Raw genomic sequence first — 17,069 nt, forward strand, 5'->3', positions numbered from 1 at the left:
ATGATTTTCAGATTTCCGCCCGGCATTACCCTACGCGAGACGCGCCGTGCGGATAAATATGGTTAACGTCTGAGGAAATTTCCAGGCGTCAGCTGTTGTTTTATCGCTTGGCGTGAGGTGTACGGAGAAAAAAGAAGGGGTGGAGTGAAACGCCGTTTCAAATCGGCAGCAAACCGCCGCCATTTACCGGCAGGGCACCGGCAATGGATCCGGGCGGACACGCGGGGTGGCTATCCGGCTCTTACCGCAGCTACGGCCGCAGCAAGAGTACCGGTACTTAGCAGCTGCTAATCGCGGCCTTCCGCGGCCGCGAGAAATTCTGCATGGAGGTCGGCAAGGCGGCCTTCAAGATATGCCGCGAAGCCATGATCGGTGAAGGTGAACTTTGTCGCCGTCCGCCGGCGGTCGATGGATCCGAGCGGCTGGCCGTCGCTTCCGGCGAGGATGCCTTCGGGTGCCTCGCTTTCAAACCCCGGTTTGGAGGCAGCGGCTTTCAGCATTTCGGAGAAACGGTCATCGCTTGCCCTTCCGGCAAATCCCCTCGCCGCCTTCAAGCCGCGCATCCGTGCGAGCGCCGTGCCGTCATCCTTCACCAGGCCGTAGAGCTTCAGCCATTTCGTGCGGCCGGTCTTCGGCGCGGAACCGATGGCCGCGACGATGTCGTCGGGGATGATCTCCAACGTGGTGCGGAAGCGGCTGACGTCGGGCGCATGCAGGGAAAGCGCTTCCATGGCAAAGGCCGTCGGATCGCGGCCGCTGTCGCGGGCGAACTGCTCCAGCCTTCGGGCGAACATCGCCTTCTCGATCCAGGAGAGATCCTGGCGGGCGGAATTCTCGATCCCTTGCGCGATCAGCAGTTCGCCATCGGAAAGCTCGCGGACGATCGCCCGAACCTTCAGCCCCTGCCCCAGCGCCGCGATCGCCTTGACGCGGCGGTGGCCATAGATGGTCTGGTAGCGATTGGCTTCGGCCGGATGCGAGCGCACCAACACCGGCACTTCCTGTCCCGAGCGGGCAATCGACTGGGCCAGCGCTTCGATCGCCTCGGCATCTTCGGCGCCGTCCATGCGATCGGGGAAAGGCGACGGCGAAATCATCGCCGGGTCGATCTCGACCACCCTGCCCTCCTTGGTGATATGCGCCAGCGTATTCTTCAGCGCGCCGACCGCACCGGCGCTGACGCGCGGCTGAAAATCTCCGTCCCGCGGCGCCAGCGTCGGCGCCTCGACGGTTGCCGTCTTCTGTTCCGGAGCCGCGGCGGGCGCCGCCTGGCTTGTCATCAACGCGCTCAGCATCGAATTGCGCGAGGAAGGTTTCTTGCTCATTTGCGGCCCCAGGCTTGCTTCATCAGGTCGAAGACCTCGGCATTGGCGGCGCTGATCGATTCCAGCGCCCGGTTCAGCGTCTCCCGGCCGATAGACGTGCGCTCGATCTCGTAGAGGCTCTTGCGTTCGATGCTGGCATTGGCGATGGCCGTGGTCTCGACAATCGGATGTTTCAGCACCGCATCGGTGAACAGGCTGCGCAACAGCGCGACGACATGCAGTTGCGGGTGATCGTTGGGATCGTGCCGGGTCAAGGCGAATTTGAGGAAGTCGTGCTCCAGCCGGCCGCCCGCCTCACGGATGACACTCATCAGTTCGCCGGCCATCAGCAGGAACTGGCTCATGGAGGCAACGTCGAGCATCGCCGGATGCACCGTGACGAGCACGCCGGTTGCGGCAAACAAGGCGCCCAACGTCAGGAAGCCGAGCTGTGGCGGGCAGTCGATGACGACGACATCATAATGTTCCTCGATTTCACCAAGCGCTGCGGCCACCCGCTGAAAGAACAGTTCGGCACCTGCCTCGCGCGTCGCCAGCGCCCGCGGCGTATCGTGCTCGTATTCGGCCAGTTCGAGATTGGCGGGCACGAGATCGATGCCTTCGAAATAGGTCTTGCGGACAACCTCCGCCATCGGCCGGCGTTCTGCATCGTAGCGCAGGGCTGCATAAAGCGTCTCGTTCTGGCCGACATCGAATTCCGGCTGCAGGCCGAACATGGAGGTGAGCGACGCCTGGGGATCGAGATCGATGGCCAGCACCCGCAATCCCTGCAGAGCGAGGTAATGGGTCAGATGCACCGAGGTCGTCGTCTTGCCCGAGCCGCCCTTGAAATTGGAGACGGCGATGACCTGCAGCTTGTCGCCCGCGCGGCGGCGCGGCATGATTTCGGCAGCATCGGCGGCATTGCTGCGGCGGCCGGCAAAATGGGCGCGCAGCTCATTGATCTGTGCCAGGGTAAAGGCGCGCCGGCCGTTGGCGAGCCGTTGCGGCTCCGGCCCGGTGCCCGAGAGATCGATGGTGCGAATCGAGGATTCAGACATGCCGAGCATCTGCGCCACTTCCAGTGTCGTGAATGTGCGCAACGTCTTGCGGGCTTCCGGCGGATAGAGCGCCAACCGCAGGGCCGACAGCTTTTCCGAGAGCAACTCCGAATAGCGGATGATCTTTTCCGGAGTTTCCTCACGGACGGCGGCTTGTGTCATGATTTCCGTTCCAGGCGTTCGATTGATGCTTTTTCGGCGCAATCGGCGTAAAAACCGTCAGCAAAGGTATGAGGCCGCAATCGCTGATTTGTCCAGTTTTTTTTGGTTAACAAAAGGTTAACGGCGTTCTCCCGACAAGCCGATTTGCGCAGCTGCAGTTTCGCGGTAGGGGAGGGGGGACATTTCGCGGAGAGACCATGAGCATCGCGCCGGAACATTTTTGGCAGGACATCCTGCCGGCAGGCCCCGAAGAAGACAGGGAATTCGACACCGCATTTCCGGCCAGCCTGGAAGACGGGCGGCGTCTTCTCCTGCCGATCCGACCGCTGGCGGACGGCAAACACGCACTTGCCTCGTTGATCATCAACCAGGCGAGCTTTCCGGTTCAGGACATGCTGGCCGCAGCACTTGCGGAGAAGCTGCGTCCTTTCGCACCCGATGTGGTGGTCGGCCTGCCGACGCTCGGCCTGACCCTGGCGGCCGCCGTGGCGCGCGCGCTCGGGCATTCCCGCTACGTGCCGCTCGGCACCTCCCGAAAATTCTGGTACCAGGACGCGCTGTCCGTGCCGCTGTCGTCGATCACCACGCCGGGGCAGGGCAAGCGGCTCTATATAGACCCGCGCATGCTGCCGCTGTTGCGCGGTCGTCGGGTGGCGCTGGTCGATGATGTCATTTCCAGCGGCACGTCCATCCTCGCCGGTCTGTCGCTGATGATGGACTGCGGCATCGACATCGTTACGACCGGCGCGGCGATGCTGCAGTCGGATCGCTGGAAGGACAAGCTGGCGGCTGAGGCACCGGCTGCACTCGATGCGGTGAGAGGCGTGCTGGCGACGCCGATGCTGGTCAAAAGCGAAAGCGGCCGCTGGCGGGTGCCGCGTTGACGCAATCCTGCGACAGTTTCCAACGAAAATGTTACCGGAACGACAGAACGCTTCAAAGCCGCACACAATGACGGTAAGATTTCAGATACCTCTTGAGTGGTAGTTTTCACCTGCGCCAGCATGAAGCCATGGCGTAGGAAAAGGCCGGCCATGTCGCTCGATTATAATTCCTTGCTGCTCGCCACCGGTTTTTCGGCCGGATGTCTCGGAGTAACGTTGCTCGGCAGTTGGGTCGCGGCACGCTCGGAGCGTTTTCTACTGACCTGGGCTTGCGGTACCTTTTGCGTGGTCGCAACGGTTTTCACCTACAGCGCCTATGCGGAATACCGGGACAACGCCCTGCTGATCGCCACCTATATTTTCCTGACCGGCGGCTTTGCCTTCGTCTACGGCGCCGCCTACCAGTTTCGCACGCGACGGCTGCCGATGCCGCGCGTGCTGCTCGCCGTCATCATTCCCACCGTCATCGCCATCCCGGCCTTCGTGATGGAATGGAATGGTGTGACGATCATTCTGATGAATGTGTTTGCGACGACATTGCTGTTGCTGACGGCGCTGGAGCATGCCCGTAACTACAAGGAGGCGCCGACACCCGTGCTGGCGCTCACGGTGCTCTATTCCCTCGTCGGCTTGTCCTTTGCCCTCTGCGCCGCGGTGCTGATCGCCGACGGCAAGCTGGTCATTGCCGGGCCGCCGCAGAACTGGGCCGAGACGGTCAATCTGATCGCCTGCATTGCCGGCCTGAGCAGTATCGGTGCCTTGTCGTTCGGCCTCAACCAATGGCGCTTGGCGCAGGTTCACAAGAAGGAAGCGACCACCGATGCCCTGACGGGCTTGCTGAACCGGCGAGCCTTGTTCGATCGCTATAGCAACCGGGTCATCGGCCCCGACACGGCCGTCGTGCTGTTCGATCTCGACATGTTCAAGGCCATCAACGACCGCTACGGGCACGCGGTCGGCGACGAGGTTTTGAAGATGTTTGCCCGGCAGATCGAACTTCACTCCCGCACGACGGATGCCGCAGTCCGCCTTGGCGGCGAAGAATTCGCACTCGTGCTCGACGGCGTGAAACCCGGTGTGGCAGAGCGTATTGCCGAAAATATCCGGACCGCCTTCAGTACCCATGATATCCACATCGATGGCGGCACGATCCGCGCTACGGTCAGCGCCGGCATTGCCTTTGGCACGGAAGGCGGCCTGTCGCTGGACGCGGTGCTGAATGCTTCAGACAAGGCGCTTTATGCCGCAAAACATGAAGGCCGGAACCGGGTATCGGTCTCCAACTACCTCTGGGCAGTCTGATATCCTGTCTCGCTTGCTTGAAATAGGCCTGCTTTGAGCATAGATTGATAGCCGAACGATCAATACATGCCAGGAGTTTGCCATGGGAGCCGTTTCTTTTGACATTCCGGCAGCCCGCTTCAGCGATGAACAGGCGCCTTTTCTTTCGGCGCGCCGGGTTTCCGAGCAATTGGGCCTGACGCTGTCCGAGCTTGCGCGCCTCGCCGGCATCGCCCGTAACACGCTGACGGCAAAATCCAGCGCCCGCAAGGTCGATAGCGCCTTGAGCAGCATCGTCCGCATCATCGCCATGGCGAGCGAGATGGCCGGCGACGAAAAGCGCGCCGTCATCTGGTTCAAGCACCAGCCGATCCCCGGCTGGGCCGGCAAGACCGCTTATGACCTGGTGGGCGAGGGCAAGAGCGACAAGGTGCTTGCCTATCTCGAGGCAGTTCGCTCCGGTGTCTATGCGTGATCGTCGGAGCGGATCCGCTGCTGCTCTGGCGCGCCTATGTGCCGCGCTGGGCCTATATGCCGCTCTCCGGTGATGGTGCCGGCCGCTTCGGCGGCCGCTGGAATCCGGTGGGCGCACCGACGATCTATGCGGCGCTGGAACTCTCCACGGCCTGGGCGGAATATAACCAGGGTTTCGTCCAGCATCCGGCGCTGATCGTCCAATTAGAATTAACAGATGCTAAACTCGCAGATCTGACCGACCCCGCCGAGTGCAAGGCGCTCGGGATAGACAGGACCATTCATGCCTGCGAATGGCGCGACGAGGTCGATGCCGGCCGGGTGCCCGAGACCTACACGACCCGCGAAACCCTGATCGCCGACGACTACCACGGCGTGATCTACCCATCCTACATGTCGCCCGGCGGCACCTGCCTTGCCCTGTGGCGCTGGAATGCGGCGAAAGGCCCGAAGCTGAACGCCGTCGATCCGGATGCGCGACTGCCGAAAACGCCGGCCTCCTGGATCTGAAGTTCAATCAGCAATGCGGTAGGGGAGGGGGCCACGCAAGGTGTGGTCGATGGTGAGCTTGCGCTTCAGCGGCGGCACGGCGCGGCTGGCGCATTTCGTCCGCTCGCAGATGCGGCAGGAAATGCCGATCGGATCGAAGGCGCCGCGGCTGCCCATGTCCAGCCCGTCGGCATAAACGAAATTCGCCGCATCGGAGATCTCGCAGCCGAGCGCAATGGCATAACTCGGCCGCGGCGCGCCAAAACTGCCGCCGCCCTTCGTCACCTGCGTTGCCAGACAGAGATAGCGCACGCCATCAGGCGTTTCGGCCAACTGGCGGATCATCCGCCCCGGCATCTCGAAGGCCTGGTGCACGTTCCAGAGCGGACAGGCGGCGCCGAAGCGGGCGAACTGCAGTTTTGCGGCGCTGTGGCGCTTGGTGATGTTGCCGGCCCGGTCGATGCGGGCGAAGAAGATCGGGATGCCCTTGGCGCCCGGCCGCTGCAATGTCGAGAGCCGGTGACAGACCTGCTCCAGCGAAGCGCCGAAGCGGGCCGCCAGCAATTCGAGATCGTGGCGCAACTCACGCGCCGCCCTGAGGAACGGCTGGTAGGGGAGGGTGAGGGCGCCGGCGAAATAATTATGCAGGCCGATGCGACAGATATCCGCCGCTTCCTGCGTCCGGAAACCGGCACCCGATATCACCGCATCGATCTCCTTGCCGGCATGCAATTGCGCGATCTGCAGCGCGATCTGGAAGTCGCGGGTGGGGGCGGGGGCATAGGGGCTGAGCGTCAGGATGCGGGATTTCGGATCGTAGCGGCGCAACTCCTCGCTATCGGCAGGGCCTCGCACCACTCGCACGCCGTAGTGTCTCTCTATATAGGTCGACATCAAACCGTGACTGTCGCCTTCGCCGATACCCAAAGCCGCTGCCAGTCGTTCGGCCAGCATGTCGATGTCATGGATATAGTTGTCGACGAAATGGAAGAAGTCGCGGACTTCTTCATAAGGCGTCGTCTCCGTCAGCGTTGCCGCATGCGTGTCGTCGAAGCTGGCCAGCTGCTCGCTGTTGCGGCGATAGGCCTGGTGGACGCTGATCAGCGCATGCGCCAGACCCGGCGCATTTTGTGTGACCAGCTTCAATTCCTGCAGGCTCGGCGAATAGTTTTCGAACAGCGGGTCCGACAGCGCCTCGGAGAGAGCCGACAGCAGCCGATCGCCTTCGCCAGAGGAAAGATCGGCGATGTCGATCTGGAATTTTTCCGCCAGCGCCAGAAGCACCGAGGCGGAAACCGGCCTCTGGTTGTTTTCGATCTGGTTGAGATAGCTGGTGGAGATGCCAATGCGTTCGGCGAACTGCCCCTGGGTCGCGCGGTTGGCCTCGCGCAGTTCCCGCACCTTCCTGCCGATGAAAAGTTTGCCGATCGCCATATTCGCAAATTCGCAATTTACAGTTTGCAATTTTGTACATTACGCTGTTGCACCTGATCAACTGTTTTGTTCCGCCCATTGCGGCGCTATGTGAAACAAGACATCCGGGCGCCGAAGCAGGCGAGCCGGACATGAGACAATGAGAGGACAATTCATGCGCGCCATTCTCGCCGAGGTCGAAGCCCGCCGGGCAGAAGCAAGGCTCGGCGGAGGCCAACGCCGCATCGACGCCCAGCACGCCAAGGGCAAGCTGACGGCCCGCGAGCGCATCGAGGTGCTGCTCGACGAGGGTTCCTTCGAGGAATACGACATGTACGTCACTCATCGGGCGACGGAATTCGGCATGGCGGAGCAGAAGGTCGCCGGCGACGGCGTCGTCACCGGCTGGGGCACGATCAACGGCCGCCAGGTCTACGTCTTCTCCCAGGATTTCACCGTGCTCGGCGGCTCCCTCTCCGAAACGCATGCGCAAAAAATCTGCAAGATCATGGATATGGCGCTGCGCAACGGCGCTCCGGTGATCGGCCTCAATGATTCCGGCGGCGCCCGCATCCAAGAGGGCGTCGATTCGCTCGCCGGTTATGCCGAGGTCTTCAAGCGCAACGTCGAGGCCTCCGGCATCGTGCCGCAGATCTCCGTCATCATGGGCCCCTGCGCCGGGGGCGCGGTCTATTCGCCTGCCATGACCGACTTCATCTTCATGGTGCGCGACAGTTCCTACATGTTCGTCACCGGCCCGGACGTGGTGAAGACCGTCACCAACGAAATCGTCACCGCCGAAGAACTCGGTGGTGCCCGCACCCACACGCAAAAATCCTCCGTCGCCGACGGCGCTTATGAAAACGACATCGAAACACTGGAGCAGGTCCGGCTGCTGTTCGACTACCTGCCGCTCAATAACCGCCAGAAGCCGCCCGTCCGTCCCTTCCACGACGATCCGGCCCGCCTCGAAAACCGCCTGGACACGCTGATCCCCGACAGCTCCAACAAGCCCTACGACATGAAGGAGCTGATCCACGCGGTGGCGGATGAAGGCGAGTTCTTCGAGATCCAGGAAGCCTACGCCAAAAACATCATCACCGGCTTCATCCGCATCGAAGGCGAAACGGTGGGCGTCGTCGCCAACCAGCCTATGGTGCTCGCCGGCTGCCTCGATATCGACTCCTCGCGCAAGGCGGCCCGCTTCGTGCGCTTCTGCGATGCCTTCTCGATCCCGATCCTGACGCTGGTCGACGTGCCGGGTTTCCTGCCGGGAACGGCACAGGAATATGGCGGCGTCATCAAGCACGGCGCAAAACTTCTCTTTGCTTACAGCCAGGCCACCGTGCCGATGGTGACGCTGATCACCCGCAAGGCCTATGGCGGCGCCTACGACGTCATGGCCTCGAAACATATCGGCGCCGACGTCAACTACGCCTGGCCGACCGCCGAGATCGCCGTCATGGGCGCCAAGGGCGCGACGGAAATCCTCTACCGCTCGGAGCTCGGCGACCCCGAAAAGATCGCCGCCCGCACCAAGGAATATGAAGAGCGTTTCGCCAATCCTTTCGTCGCCGCCGAACGTGGTTTCATCGACGAGGTGATCATGCCGCATTCCTCCCGCCGCCGCATCGCCCGCGCCTTCGCCTCTCTGCGCGGCAAGCAGGTGGAACCGCGGTGGAAGAAGCACGATACGATCCCGTTGTGAGTGTTATATCCTCCGATATGAGATTGGCACACACAGCGATGGATAAAGACTGATGGCAGATATCCCCGAAATGACCCGGCATCGCGGGTTCCCGACCGGTTTTACCGGCATGAAATGGCAATTCACCATCCGGCGGGCCAACCCGAAGGTGACGAAACTCGCCGCATGGCCGCGCAACAACGACCGCGACAAGAACGAGACGCTCGGAGATGCGGCCTTCCTGCATGCGCTCTGGCACTATTTTGGCGCCGAACCGTTCGAACGCGGCAATCTCGATGCCGGCCGTTTGTCGCGGCTGTTCGACAGGGAGGTCGTTCCGGCCGAAAAACCGTTCAATCCGTCTTCCTATCAGGCGATGCTGCAGATCAACGAGCGTGTGGGACGGAAAAACTTCCCGCAGGCTTTCGAAGACGTGATAGAAATCTGACGCCATGGCCAAGACCCCCGAAATGCCCAAGCATCGTGGTTTTCCGGCCGGCCTGCTCGGCACCCAATGGCAGTATACCCTGCGTCGGGCAAACCCCAAGCCGACCGTGCTGAGCGCCTGGCCGCGGCACCGGACGATGGACCAGACGGTCGCGCTGGCCGATATCGGCTTCGTGGAGGCCGTGTGGCAATATTTCGGCACGGAGCCGTTCCAGCGCGGCAATCTCGACGGCGAGCGCTTGTGCCGCCTGTTCGGCCGGGAAATCCTGCCGGCCGAGCGCGGTTTCGATCCCGCCTCCTACGAGGCGCTGCTGAAATTCAACGAACCACTGGCGCGCAAGAATTTTCCGGCCGCCTTCGAGAATCCGAAGGAATCCTGACAGCATGTTCAAGAAGATCCTGATCGCCAACCGTGGTGAAATCGCCTGCCGCGTCATCAAGACGGCCAAAAAACTCGGCATCGCCACCGTCGCCGTCTATTCCGATGCCGACCGCGATGCCCTGCATGTGCGCATGGCCGACGAGGCGGTGCATATCGGCCCGGCGCCGTCGTCGCAGTCCTATATCGTCATCGACAGGATCATCGAGGCGATCCGCAAGACTGGCGCCGACGCCGTGCATCCGGGTTACGGCTTCCTGTCGGAAAACGCCGCCTTTGCCGAAGCGCTGGAGAAAGAAGGCGTCGCCTTCATCGGTCCGCCGGTCGGCGCCATCCAGGCGATGGGTGACAAGATTACTTCCAAGAAGCTCGCAGCCGAGGCCGGCGTTTCCACCGTGCCCGGCCACATGGGCCTGATCGCCGATGCCGACGAGGCGGTGAAGATCTCTGCCGAAATCGGCTATCCCGTCATGATCAAGGCGTCCGCCGGCGGCGGCGGCAAGGGCATGCGCATCGCCTGGAACGATCAGGAGGCGCGCGAAGGTTTCCAGTCCTCGAAGAACGAGGCGAAATCCTCCTTCGGCGACGACCGTATCTTCATCGAAAAATTCGTCACCGAGCCGCGCCACATCGAAATCCAGGTGCTGGGCGACAAGCACGGCACGGTGCTTTACCTCGGCGAGCGCGAATGCTCGATCCAGCGCCGCAACCAGAAGGTCATTGAAGAGGCGCCGTCGCCCTTCCTCGATCCGGCGACCCGCAAGGCCATGGGTGAGCAGGCGGTGGCGCTTTCGAAAGCCGTCGGTTACCATTCCGCCGGCACGGTGGAATTCATCGTCGATGGCAAGGCCAACAAGTTCTACTTCTTGGAAATGAACACCCGCCTGCAGGTGGAACATCCGGTGACGGAACTGATCACCGGCATCGACCTCGTCGAGCAGATGATCCGTGTTGCCTCGGGTGAAAAACTGTCCTTCGGCCAGGATGACGTCAAGCTCAACGGCTGGGCGGTCGAAAGCCGCCTTTATGCCGAAGACCCGTTCCGCAACTTCCTACCGTCCATCGGCCGGCTGACGCGTTACCGCCCGCCGGCAGAGGGCAAGAAGGACGACGGCACCATCGTGCGCAACGATACCGGCGTCTTCGAAGGTGGCGAAATCTCGATGTATTACGACCCGATGATCGCCAAGCTCTGCACCTGGGCACCCGATCGCCTGACGGCCATCGATGCCATGAGCGCAGCCCTCGACGATTTCGAGGTGGACGGCATCGGCCACAACCTGCCCTTCCTCTCCGCCGTCATGCAGCACGAGCGGTTCCGTGACGGTCGCCTGACGACGGCCTTCATCGCCGAGGAATTCCCGGAAGGTTTTCTCGGCGTCGAGCCGGGGGAGGGGGACCTGCACAAGCTCGCGGCGATCGCCACCGTCGTCAACCAGACGCAGCAGGCCCGCGCGGTGCAGATTTCCGGCACCATCGGCAACCATCGCCGGATCATCGGCCAGAACTGGGTGGTGAAGCTCGCAGACCATGAATTCCCGGTGACGCTGGAGACTTCCGCCGACGGCACCGCCGTCGTTTTCACCGATGGCGGCCGGGTGACGGTCGCCGGCGGCTGGCTGCCGGGCCAGACGCACGCGCATTTCACCATCGACGGCGCGCCGCTCGGCATCAAGGTCGCACGGACCGGCACCGGCATCCGCCTGCGCTGGCGCGGCATGGACGTGGTTGCCCACGTCCGCGAACCACGCGTCGCCGCCCTTGCCCGGCTGATGCCGGTCAAGCTGCCGCCGGATACCTCGAAGATGCTGCTTTGCCCGATGCCGGGCGTCATCACCTCCGTTGCCGTCGTCGATGGCGATCAGGTCGAGGCCGGTCAGGCGCTCGCCACGGTCGAGGCGATGAAGATGGAAAATATTTTGCGCGCCGAGAAGCGGGGTGTGGTGAAGCGGGTCGCCGTTGCCGCAGGACAGAGCCTTGCGGTCGACGAACTGATCATGGAATTCGAGTGATGTCTTCAGTCGCTGCCCAGACGCCGCAGCATCAGCCGCTGGTGGTCCTGGCCGCCGAAGAACACCGCAAGGATGCGTACGGTTTTGGCGGTATCGTCGACGTCAAAGTAGAATATAGCCCGGTTTTTCGTGACGTGGCGCAATCCCGAGCCAAGATCGGCATGCAGCGTTCCCTGGTGTGGCGCCAGCGCCAGGGTATTCATGTCCGATCGGAGGGCAGCGATACGTTGCGTCGCGCGTTCGAATGCCTCCAGCACCGAATCGCCAAGTGTCAGGTAGGATTGAAACAGGTGGTCGAAAACGATGTCGAGATCCCGTTCGATCGCCGGCGAACGGACTATTCTATAGGCCAAGTTCGGCCTTCTTTCTTGCGATCATGTCATCGATCTGCCTGTCGCTCTCTTCCATCGTCAGGAATTCGCCCTGCATTCGATCCAGCAGCAGCCTCTTCAGCGCTGCGAGTTCGGCATCCTTCAGTTCCGTCTCTTCGCGAACCAGCTCCAGGCCGCGCTGGACCACCGCGCTCAGGCTTGCATAACGCCCGTCCTCGACGAGTTTGCGCGCAAAACTCTCCTGCTGATTGGAGATGGAGACCGAGGCTTTTACGACCATATCAGATAACTCCTGTTGACCGCGAAATTTACTACTGAGTAGCACTCCGGTCAATATCGGCCGCAGTGCCGGGTATCAGGCCCAAAATTGAATCAAGCGCTCTCCGGCGCACCCCATGTCGAGGAAAAAACGATGTCGGAAAAAACCGTTCAGGACTGGGCCGCACTGGCCGAGAAGGAATTGAAGGCCTCGCCGGAAACGCTTGTCTGGCACACACCCGAAGGTATCGACGTCAAGCCGCTCTATACGGCTGACGATCTGGCGGGTATGGACCATCTGAATTCGCTACCCGGCTTCAAGCCCTTCGTTCGCGGCCCGCGCGCCACCATGTATGCCGGCCGCCCCTGGACGATCCGGCAATATGCCGGCTTTTCCACCGCCGAAGAATCCAACGCCTTTTACCGCCGCAACCTCGCGGCCGGCCAGAAAGGCCTGTCGGTTGCCTTCGACCTCGCCACCCATCGCGGCTACGACTCGGACCACCCGCGTGTGGTCGGCGATGTCGGCAAGGCGGGTGTCGCCATCGACTCGGTCGAGGACATGAAGATCCTGTTCGACGGCATCCCGCTGAAGGACATGTCCGTCTCGATGACCATGAACGGCGCCGTCATCCCGATTCTCGCCAACTTCATCGTCGCCGGTGAGGAGCAGGGCTGTTCACGCGCGGAACTTTCGGGAACGATCCAGAACGACATCCTCAAGGAGTTCATGGTCCGCAACACCTACATCTACCCGCCGGAACCCTCGATGCGGATCATTGCCGACATCATCGAGTATACGTCGAAGGAGATGCCGAAATTCAACTCCATCTCGATTTCCGGTTACCACATGCAGGAAGCCGGGGCGACACTGGTGCAGGAGCTGGCATTCACGCTGGCGGACGGCCGCGAATATGTCCGGGCCGCGCTCGAAAAGGGGCTGAACGTCGACGATTTCGCCGGCCGACTGTCCTTCTTCTTCGCCATTGGCATGAACTTCTTCATGGAAGCGGCAAAACTGCGCGCCGCCCGCTTGCTCTGGTCGCGGATCATGGAGGAGTTCCAGCCGAAGAAGGCGTCGTCGCTGATGCTGCGCACCCATTGCCAGACATCGGGCGTCTCCCTGCAGGAGCAGGACCCCTATAACAACGTCATCCGCACCGCCTACGAGGCGCTTTCGGCAGCACTTGGCGGCACCCAGTCGCTGCACACCAACGCCCTCGACGAAGCGATTGCCCTGCCGACGGATTTTTCCGCCCGCATCGCCCGCAACACCCAGCTGATCCTGCAGCACGAGACCGGCGTCACCAAGGTGGTCGATCCGCTCGCCGGCTCCTATTACGTCGAAAGCCTGACCAACGACCTCGCCACCAAGGCGTGGGAGCTGATCGAACAGGTGGAAACCATGGGCGGCATGACCCGCGCCGTCGCCGAAGGCCTGCCTAAACGGCTGATCGAAGAAGCCGCCACCCGCCGCCAGGCCGCCGTCGACCGCGGCGAGGAGGTCATCGTCGGCGTCAACAAGTACCGCCTTGAAACCGAGGACCAGCTCGACATCCTCGAAGTCGACAACGCCGCCGTGCGCAATGCCCAGATCCGCCGCATCGAAGACACCAAGCGGCGCCGCGATTCCCGCCGCGTCACGGCTGCTCTCGAAGCCCTGACCGAGATTGCCCGCTCCGGCACCGGCAACCTGCTTGCCGCCGCCGTCGAGGCCGCCCGCGAGCGCGCCACGGTCGGCGAGATTTCCGATGCCATGCGCGCCGTCTTCAACGATCACTCCGCCGTCCCCGTCGTCGTGCGAGATGTCTACGGCCCGGCCTACGACAAGGATCCCGAATATCAGAACCTCGTCACCCGCATCGACGATTTTGCCGCCGAGCTGAAACGCAGGCCGAAGATCATGGTCGCCAAGCTCGGCCAGGACGGCCATGATCGCGGCGCCAAGATCATTGCCTCGGCCTTCGGCGACATCGGTTTCGAGGTGTTGGCCGGCCCGCTGTTCCAGACACCGGAAGAAACTGCGGATCTCGCGATCGCCAGCAAGGTGCACGTCGTCGGCATGTCGTCGCTTGCCGCCGGCCACAAAACGCTGGCGCCGCAACTGGTCGAAGCGTTGAAGGCGAAGGGCGCGGAACACGTCATCGTCGTGGTCGGCGGTGTCATTCCGCGGCAGGATTACCAGTACCTGCTCGACAATGGCGTCTCGGCCGTCTTCGGCCCCGGTACCAATGTGCTTGAAGCGGCTCGGGCGGTTCTCGATCTTATGCAGGGCAGGTTGCGAAACGCGTAGTAACGCACGCCTCAATTTGCAATTTGGCGGTAAAAACGCGAAAACTATGAATAATACTAGAGGAGTTTTTTCGAATATAATTAAATTCACCGAAAGCCTATAATCATACAATTGGGTTGACCAAGAGATGGACAAATCTGCTCCGTCTGCGTTGATCGTGGTGAGGAAAAATCTAGGTGAAGACGAAAGAACTGATGCTGCCATCGGAGGCTGGTCGTTGCCTCGGCCAAGACAGCATCGGCGTTGTTCATCCTGAATTTTCAAACGCTCCTTCGGAAAAGTTGACGCCCAGTGCAGTGCGTCTGGCGGAATTCGACTGGGCTTTCTCGATGCTTTTCGAGCAAAATCCGATCCCCATGTGGATACTCGACGCCGCGACCCTGTTCTTTGTCGCGGTCAACGATGCGGCCTGCGCGCTCTATTGCTACGACCGGGAAACCCTTCTCGAAAAGAACCTGCTCGACGTCTGCCAGGAAGAAGACCGGGGCATCGTTCGACAGGCAATGATGAATTTCGGCGATAGCTTTCAACCGGACCGTTCGTTCACCCATGTGAAATCGAATGGTGAAAGGATCAGGGTCCTCACCTTTGCCCGGAGGATCCGCCATCGGGGTACGGACTGCGTCGCCTTCTGGAACATCGACGTTACAGAGCGCGAGCAGGCCTCCGTGGAACTGAAAAGCACGCAGATCTTTCTCGACGCTATTGTCGAAAGCATTCCCTCCATGGTGTTCGTCAAGGATGCCCAGGACGGGCGGTTTGTGCTTCTGAACAAGGCGGGTGAGGAATTGCTCGGCCTGGACCGGGGCGATCTGATCGGCAAGACGGACTTCGATCTCTTCGACAGTGACGATGCCCAGCGATTCCGCACCGCCGATCAGGCGGTCGTCGCCTCCGGCAGGTTGGTGACGATCGAAAACGAACCGTTGACGACACCGGTCGGCATCCGCAGGCTTCGGACGCAAAAAGTCGGCGTCCCCGACGTCAACGGCAAGCCGCGTTACCTGCTCGGCATTTCGGAAGACGTCACCGAAAAATTGCGGGCCGACGAGCGAAGCCGCCATCTGGCCTTGCACGACGTGCTGACCGACCTGCCCAACCGGCTGCAGTTTCAAAACCTTCTCAACCGGGAACTGGAAGGCGACGGCGGGGATGCGGATTTCGCGCTGCTGCTTCTCGACCTCGACCGGTTCAAGGCGATCAACGACAGTCTCGGGCACCATGCCGGCGACGAATTGCTGCGGCAGGTTTCGAAACGCATGCTCGCGCTCAAGGGCGAAGACGACGTGATCGCACGGCTTGGGGGTGATGAATTCGGGATTCTTCACCGTCGTCTGGTTGGCCAGGAAAGCGCCTCGGAACTGGCGCGCTCCCTGATCTCGGCGCTTTGCGAGCCCTTCACGATCGATGGGCAGATCGTTTCCATCGGCTGCAGTGCCGGCATAGCGCTGCGGTCGGCGCATGGCAGCAACTCCGACGCGCTGATGAAACGCGCCGACCTTGCCCTCTATGCCGCGAAGGCAACGGGCAGGGGGGATTTCGCCTGGTTCGAATTCAAGATGGAGGAACGGGCCGACCGTGAACGCCTCCTGCGCAACGAGCTGGCCAAGGCACTGGAAAAGCAGCAGCTTCACCTCGAATACCAACCGATCGTCTGCGCCGGTTCCGGCCGGATCGTCGGATGCGAAGCGCTGCTGCGCTGGCGTCATCCCGTGCGGGGATTGATCTCTCCGGCGGAATTCATCCCGGTGGCGGAGGCTTCAGGCTTGATCGAGCCGATCGGCCGATGGGTGCTGCAGCAGGCTTGCGCCGAAGCGGCGAGATGGCCGGGGAACATCCGGGTCGCCGTCAACCTGTCGCCGCGTCAGTTCACCGGCTTCGGTCTCGCCGCGGATGTGATGCGGTCCCTGGAGCAATCCAATCTTTCACCCGACCGCCTCGAACTGGAAATCACCGAATCCGTCCTGCTGGCCGATAGCCAGGAAAACGTCCGCATCCTCAACCAGATGCAGCAGCTCGGCGTCCGTATCGCGCTCGACGATTTCGGCACCGGCTATTCGAGCCTAGCCTACCTTCGTTCCTTCTCCTTCAACAAGCTGAAGATCGACCGATCCTTCATCGCCGACCTGACCGCATCCCGGGAAAACCTGGCGATCGTCCGTGCCGTGATTGGGCTGGGCAAGAGTTTCGGTGCCACCGTGACCGCGGAAGGCGTGGAGACCCAACAGCAATATGCCTGCCTTGCCGCCGAAGGCTGCGACGAAGTGCAGGGTTTTCTCTTCGGCTTCCCCCTCAAGGCCGAGGCCATCAGGACCATGCTCGCCGGCCTTCCCGACGGAAAGATCCGCGAACACCGCGACTGCTTTTAAGTTCGAGGCCATCAGGCGGACAGAGCCATCGGCGGACACGGCATTGTCCGCGCGCCCGGGGTATTTGCGCGTTTCTCCGTAACTGATGCAGGCGCATCCACCTCGATGCAGGCCGGTCGCCATTTTCCTTCACCGATTTCCTTCTGCGCTTGATCGGCCATTTGCTTGTCGGGTGAAACTGATCTATTTGTATTCGAACTAGTTAGTACATATTGGGAGGAGAT

15 protein-coding genes are annotated in these 17,069 nt (G+C 61.8%); 10 read left to right on the forward strand and 5 right to left on the reverse strand.

Annotated features, from left to right (window positions below):
- Positions 1-287 precede the first annotated feature (287 nt).
- Together repB and repA are read right to left on the reverse strand one after the other, a co-directional pair.
- Positions 288-1,325: a plasmid partitioning protein RepB gene (gene repB, locus ACSQ3I_RS13600; protein ID WP_435999687.1), complete on the reverse strand. Its 1,038-nt coding sequence runs from the start codon at positions 1,323-1,325 to the stop codon at positions 288-290.
- Complete coding sequence (gene repA, locus ACSQ3I_RS13605; protein ID WP_435999688.1) at positions 1,322-2,527, reverse strand: plasmid partitioning protein RepA; 1,206 nt, start codon at positions 2,525-2,527, stop codon at positions 1,322-1,324. Before repA ends, repB begins: the two co-directional genes overlap by 4 nt.
- 197 nt (positions 2,528-2,724) lie before the next feature.
- Between repA and ACSQ3I_RS13610 the strand changes: the two genes are divergently transcribed.
- From ACSQ3I_RS13610 to ACSQ3I_RS13625, 4 genes are all read left to right on the forward strand, one after another.
- Positions 2,725-3,411, forward strand: coding sequence for a phosphoribosyltransferase (locus tag ACSQ3I_RS13610; protein ID WP_435999690.1), 687 nt, complete (start codon positions 2,725-2,727; stop codon positions 3,409-3,411).
- A 150-nt stretch (positions 3,412-3,561) separates the two neighbouring features.
- Complete coding sequence (locus tag ACSQ3I_RS13615; protein ID WP_435999691.1) at positions 3,562-4,713, forward strand: GGDEF domain-containing protein; 1,152 nt, start codon at positions 3,562-3,564, stop codon at positions 4,711-4,713.
- 82 nt (positions 4,714-4,795) lie between these two features.
- On the forward strand, positions 4,796-5,167 hold the full coding sequence (locus ACSQ3I_RS13620; RefSeq protein ID WP_435999692.1) for an antitoxin Xre/MbcA/ParS toxin-binding domain-containing protein: 372 nt from the start codon (positions 4,796-4,798) through the stop codon (positions 5,165-5,167).
- Positions 5,164-5,676 carry an RES family NAD+ phosphorylase gene (locus ACSQ3I_RS13625; RefSeq protein WP_435999694.1) on the forward strand — a complete coding sequence of 171 codons (513 nt, stop codon included), beginning with the start codon at positions 5,164-5,166 and terminating at the stop codon, positions 5,674-5,676. The genes ACSQ3I_RS13620 and ACSQ3I_RS13625 overlap by 4 nt, the downstream gene beginning before the upstream one ends.
- Before the next feature lie 3 nt (positions 5,677-5,679).
- Here the strand turns inward: ACSQ3I_RS13625 and ACSQ3I_RS13630 are convergent, their stop codons facing one another.
- The gene (locus ACSQ3I_RS13630; RefSeq protein ID WP_435999696.1) at positions 5,680-7,089 is read right to left on the reverse strand and encodes a helix-turn-helix domain-containing protein; all 1,410 of its coding nucleotides are present in this window, start codon (positions 7,087-7,089) and stop codon (positions 5,680-5,682) included.
- A gap of 154 nt (positions 7,090-7,243) precedes the next feature.
- Between ACSQ3I_RS13630 and ACSQ3I_RS13635 the strand changes: the two genes are divergently transcribed.
- Genes ACSQ3I_RS13635 through ACSQ3I_RS13650 form a run of 4 tightly spaced genes read left to right on the forward strand, consistent with a single transcriptional unit; the run spans position 7,244 to position 11,593 of the window.
- The gene (locus tag ACSQ3I_RS13635) at positions 7,244-8,776 is read left to right on the forward strand and encodes an acyl-CoA carboxylase subunit beta (RefSeq protein ID WP_435999698.1); all 1,533 of its coding nucleotides are present in this window, start codon (positions 7,244-7,246) and stop codon (positions 8,774-8,776) included.
- Between the two features lie 52 nt (positions 8,777-8,828).
- Positions 8,829-9,203: a hypothetical protein gene (locus ACSQ3I_RS13640; protein WP_435999700.1), complete on the forward strand. Its 375-nt coding sequence runs from the start codon at positions 8,829-8,831 to the stop codon at positions 9,201-9,203.
- A gap of 4 nt (positions 9,204-9,207) precedes the next feature.
- Positions 9,208-9,582 (forward strand): hypothetical protein, encoded by a 375-nt coding sequence (locus ACSQ3I_RS13645; protein ID WP_435999702.1) that lies wholly within the window; start codon positions 9,208-9,210, stop codon positions 9,580-9,582.
- Positions 9,583-9,586: 4 nt separating this feature from the next.
- Positions 9,587-11,593, forward strand: a complete 2,007-nt coding sequence (locus ACSQ3I_RS13650; protein ID WP_435999704.1) for an acetyl-CoA carboxylase biotin carboxylase subunit — start codon at positions 9,587-9,589, stop codon at positions 11,591-11,593.
- 5 nt (positions 11,594-11,598) lie between these two features.
- Here the strand turns inward: ACSQ3I_RS13650 and ACSQ3I_RS13655 are convergent, their stop codons facing one another.
- A complete protein-coding gene (locus ACSQ3I_RS13655; RefSeq protein ID WP_435999705.1) occupies positions 11,599-11,946 on the reverse strand; it encodes a type II toxin-antitoxin system RelE/ParE family toxin in 348 nt (115 codons plus the stop codon).
- Positions 11,936-12,205, reverse strand: coding sequence for a ribbon-helix-helix domain-containing protein (locus ACSQ3I_RS13660; RefSeq protein ID WP_435999707.1), 270 nt, complete (start codon positions 12,203-12,205; stop codon positions 11,936-11,938). The genes ACSQ3I_RS13655 and ACSQ3I_RS13660 overlap by 11 nt, the downstream gene beginning before the upstream one ends.
- A gap of 132 nt (positions 12,206-12,337) precedes the next feature.
- Here ACSQ3I_RS13660 and scpA point away from each other — a divergent pair, with 132 nt between their 5' ends.
- Together scpA and ACSQ3I_RS13670 are read left to right on the forward strand one after the other, a co-directional pair.
- Positions 12,338-14,476, forward strand: a complete 2,139-nt coding sequence (gene scpA, locus ACSQ3I_RS13665) for a methylmalonyl-CoA mutase (RefSeq protein ID WP_435999709.1) — start codon at positions 12,338-12,340, stop codon at positions 14,474-14,476.
- 281 nt (positions 14,477-14,757) lie between these two features.
- Positions 14,758-16,845 (forward strand): putative bifunctional diguanylate cyclase/phosphodiesterase, encoded by a 2,088-nt coding sequence (locus ACSQ3I_RS13670; RefSeq protein WP_435999711.1) that lies wholly within the window; start codon positions 14,758-14,760, stop codon positions 16,843-16,845.
- Positions 16,846-17,069: the final 224 nt, after the last annotated feature.

It is taken from the genome of Rhizobium sp. LjRoot30 (assembly GCF_964253915.1).
Lineage (GTDB): Bacteria > Pseudomonadota > Alphaproteobacteria > Rhizobiales > Rhizobiaceae > Metarhizobium.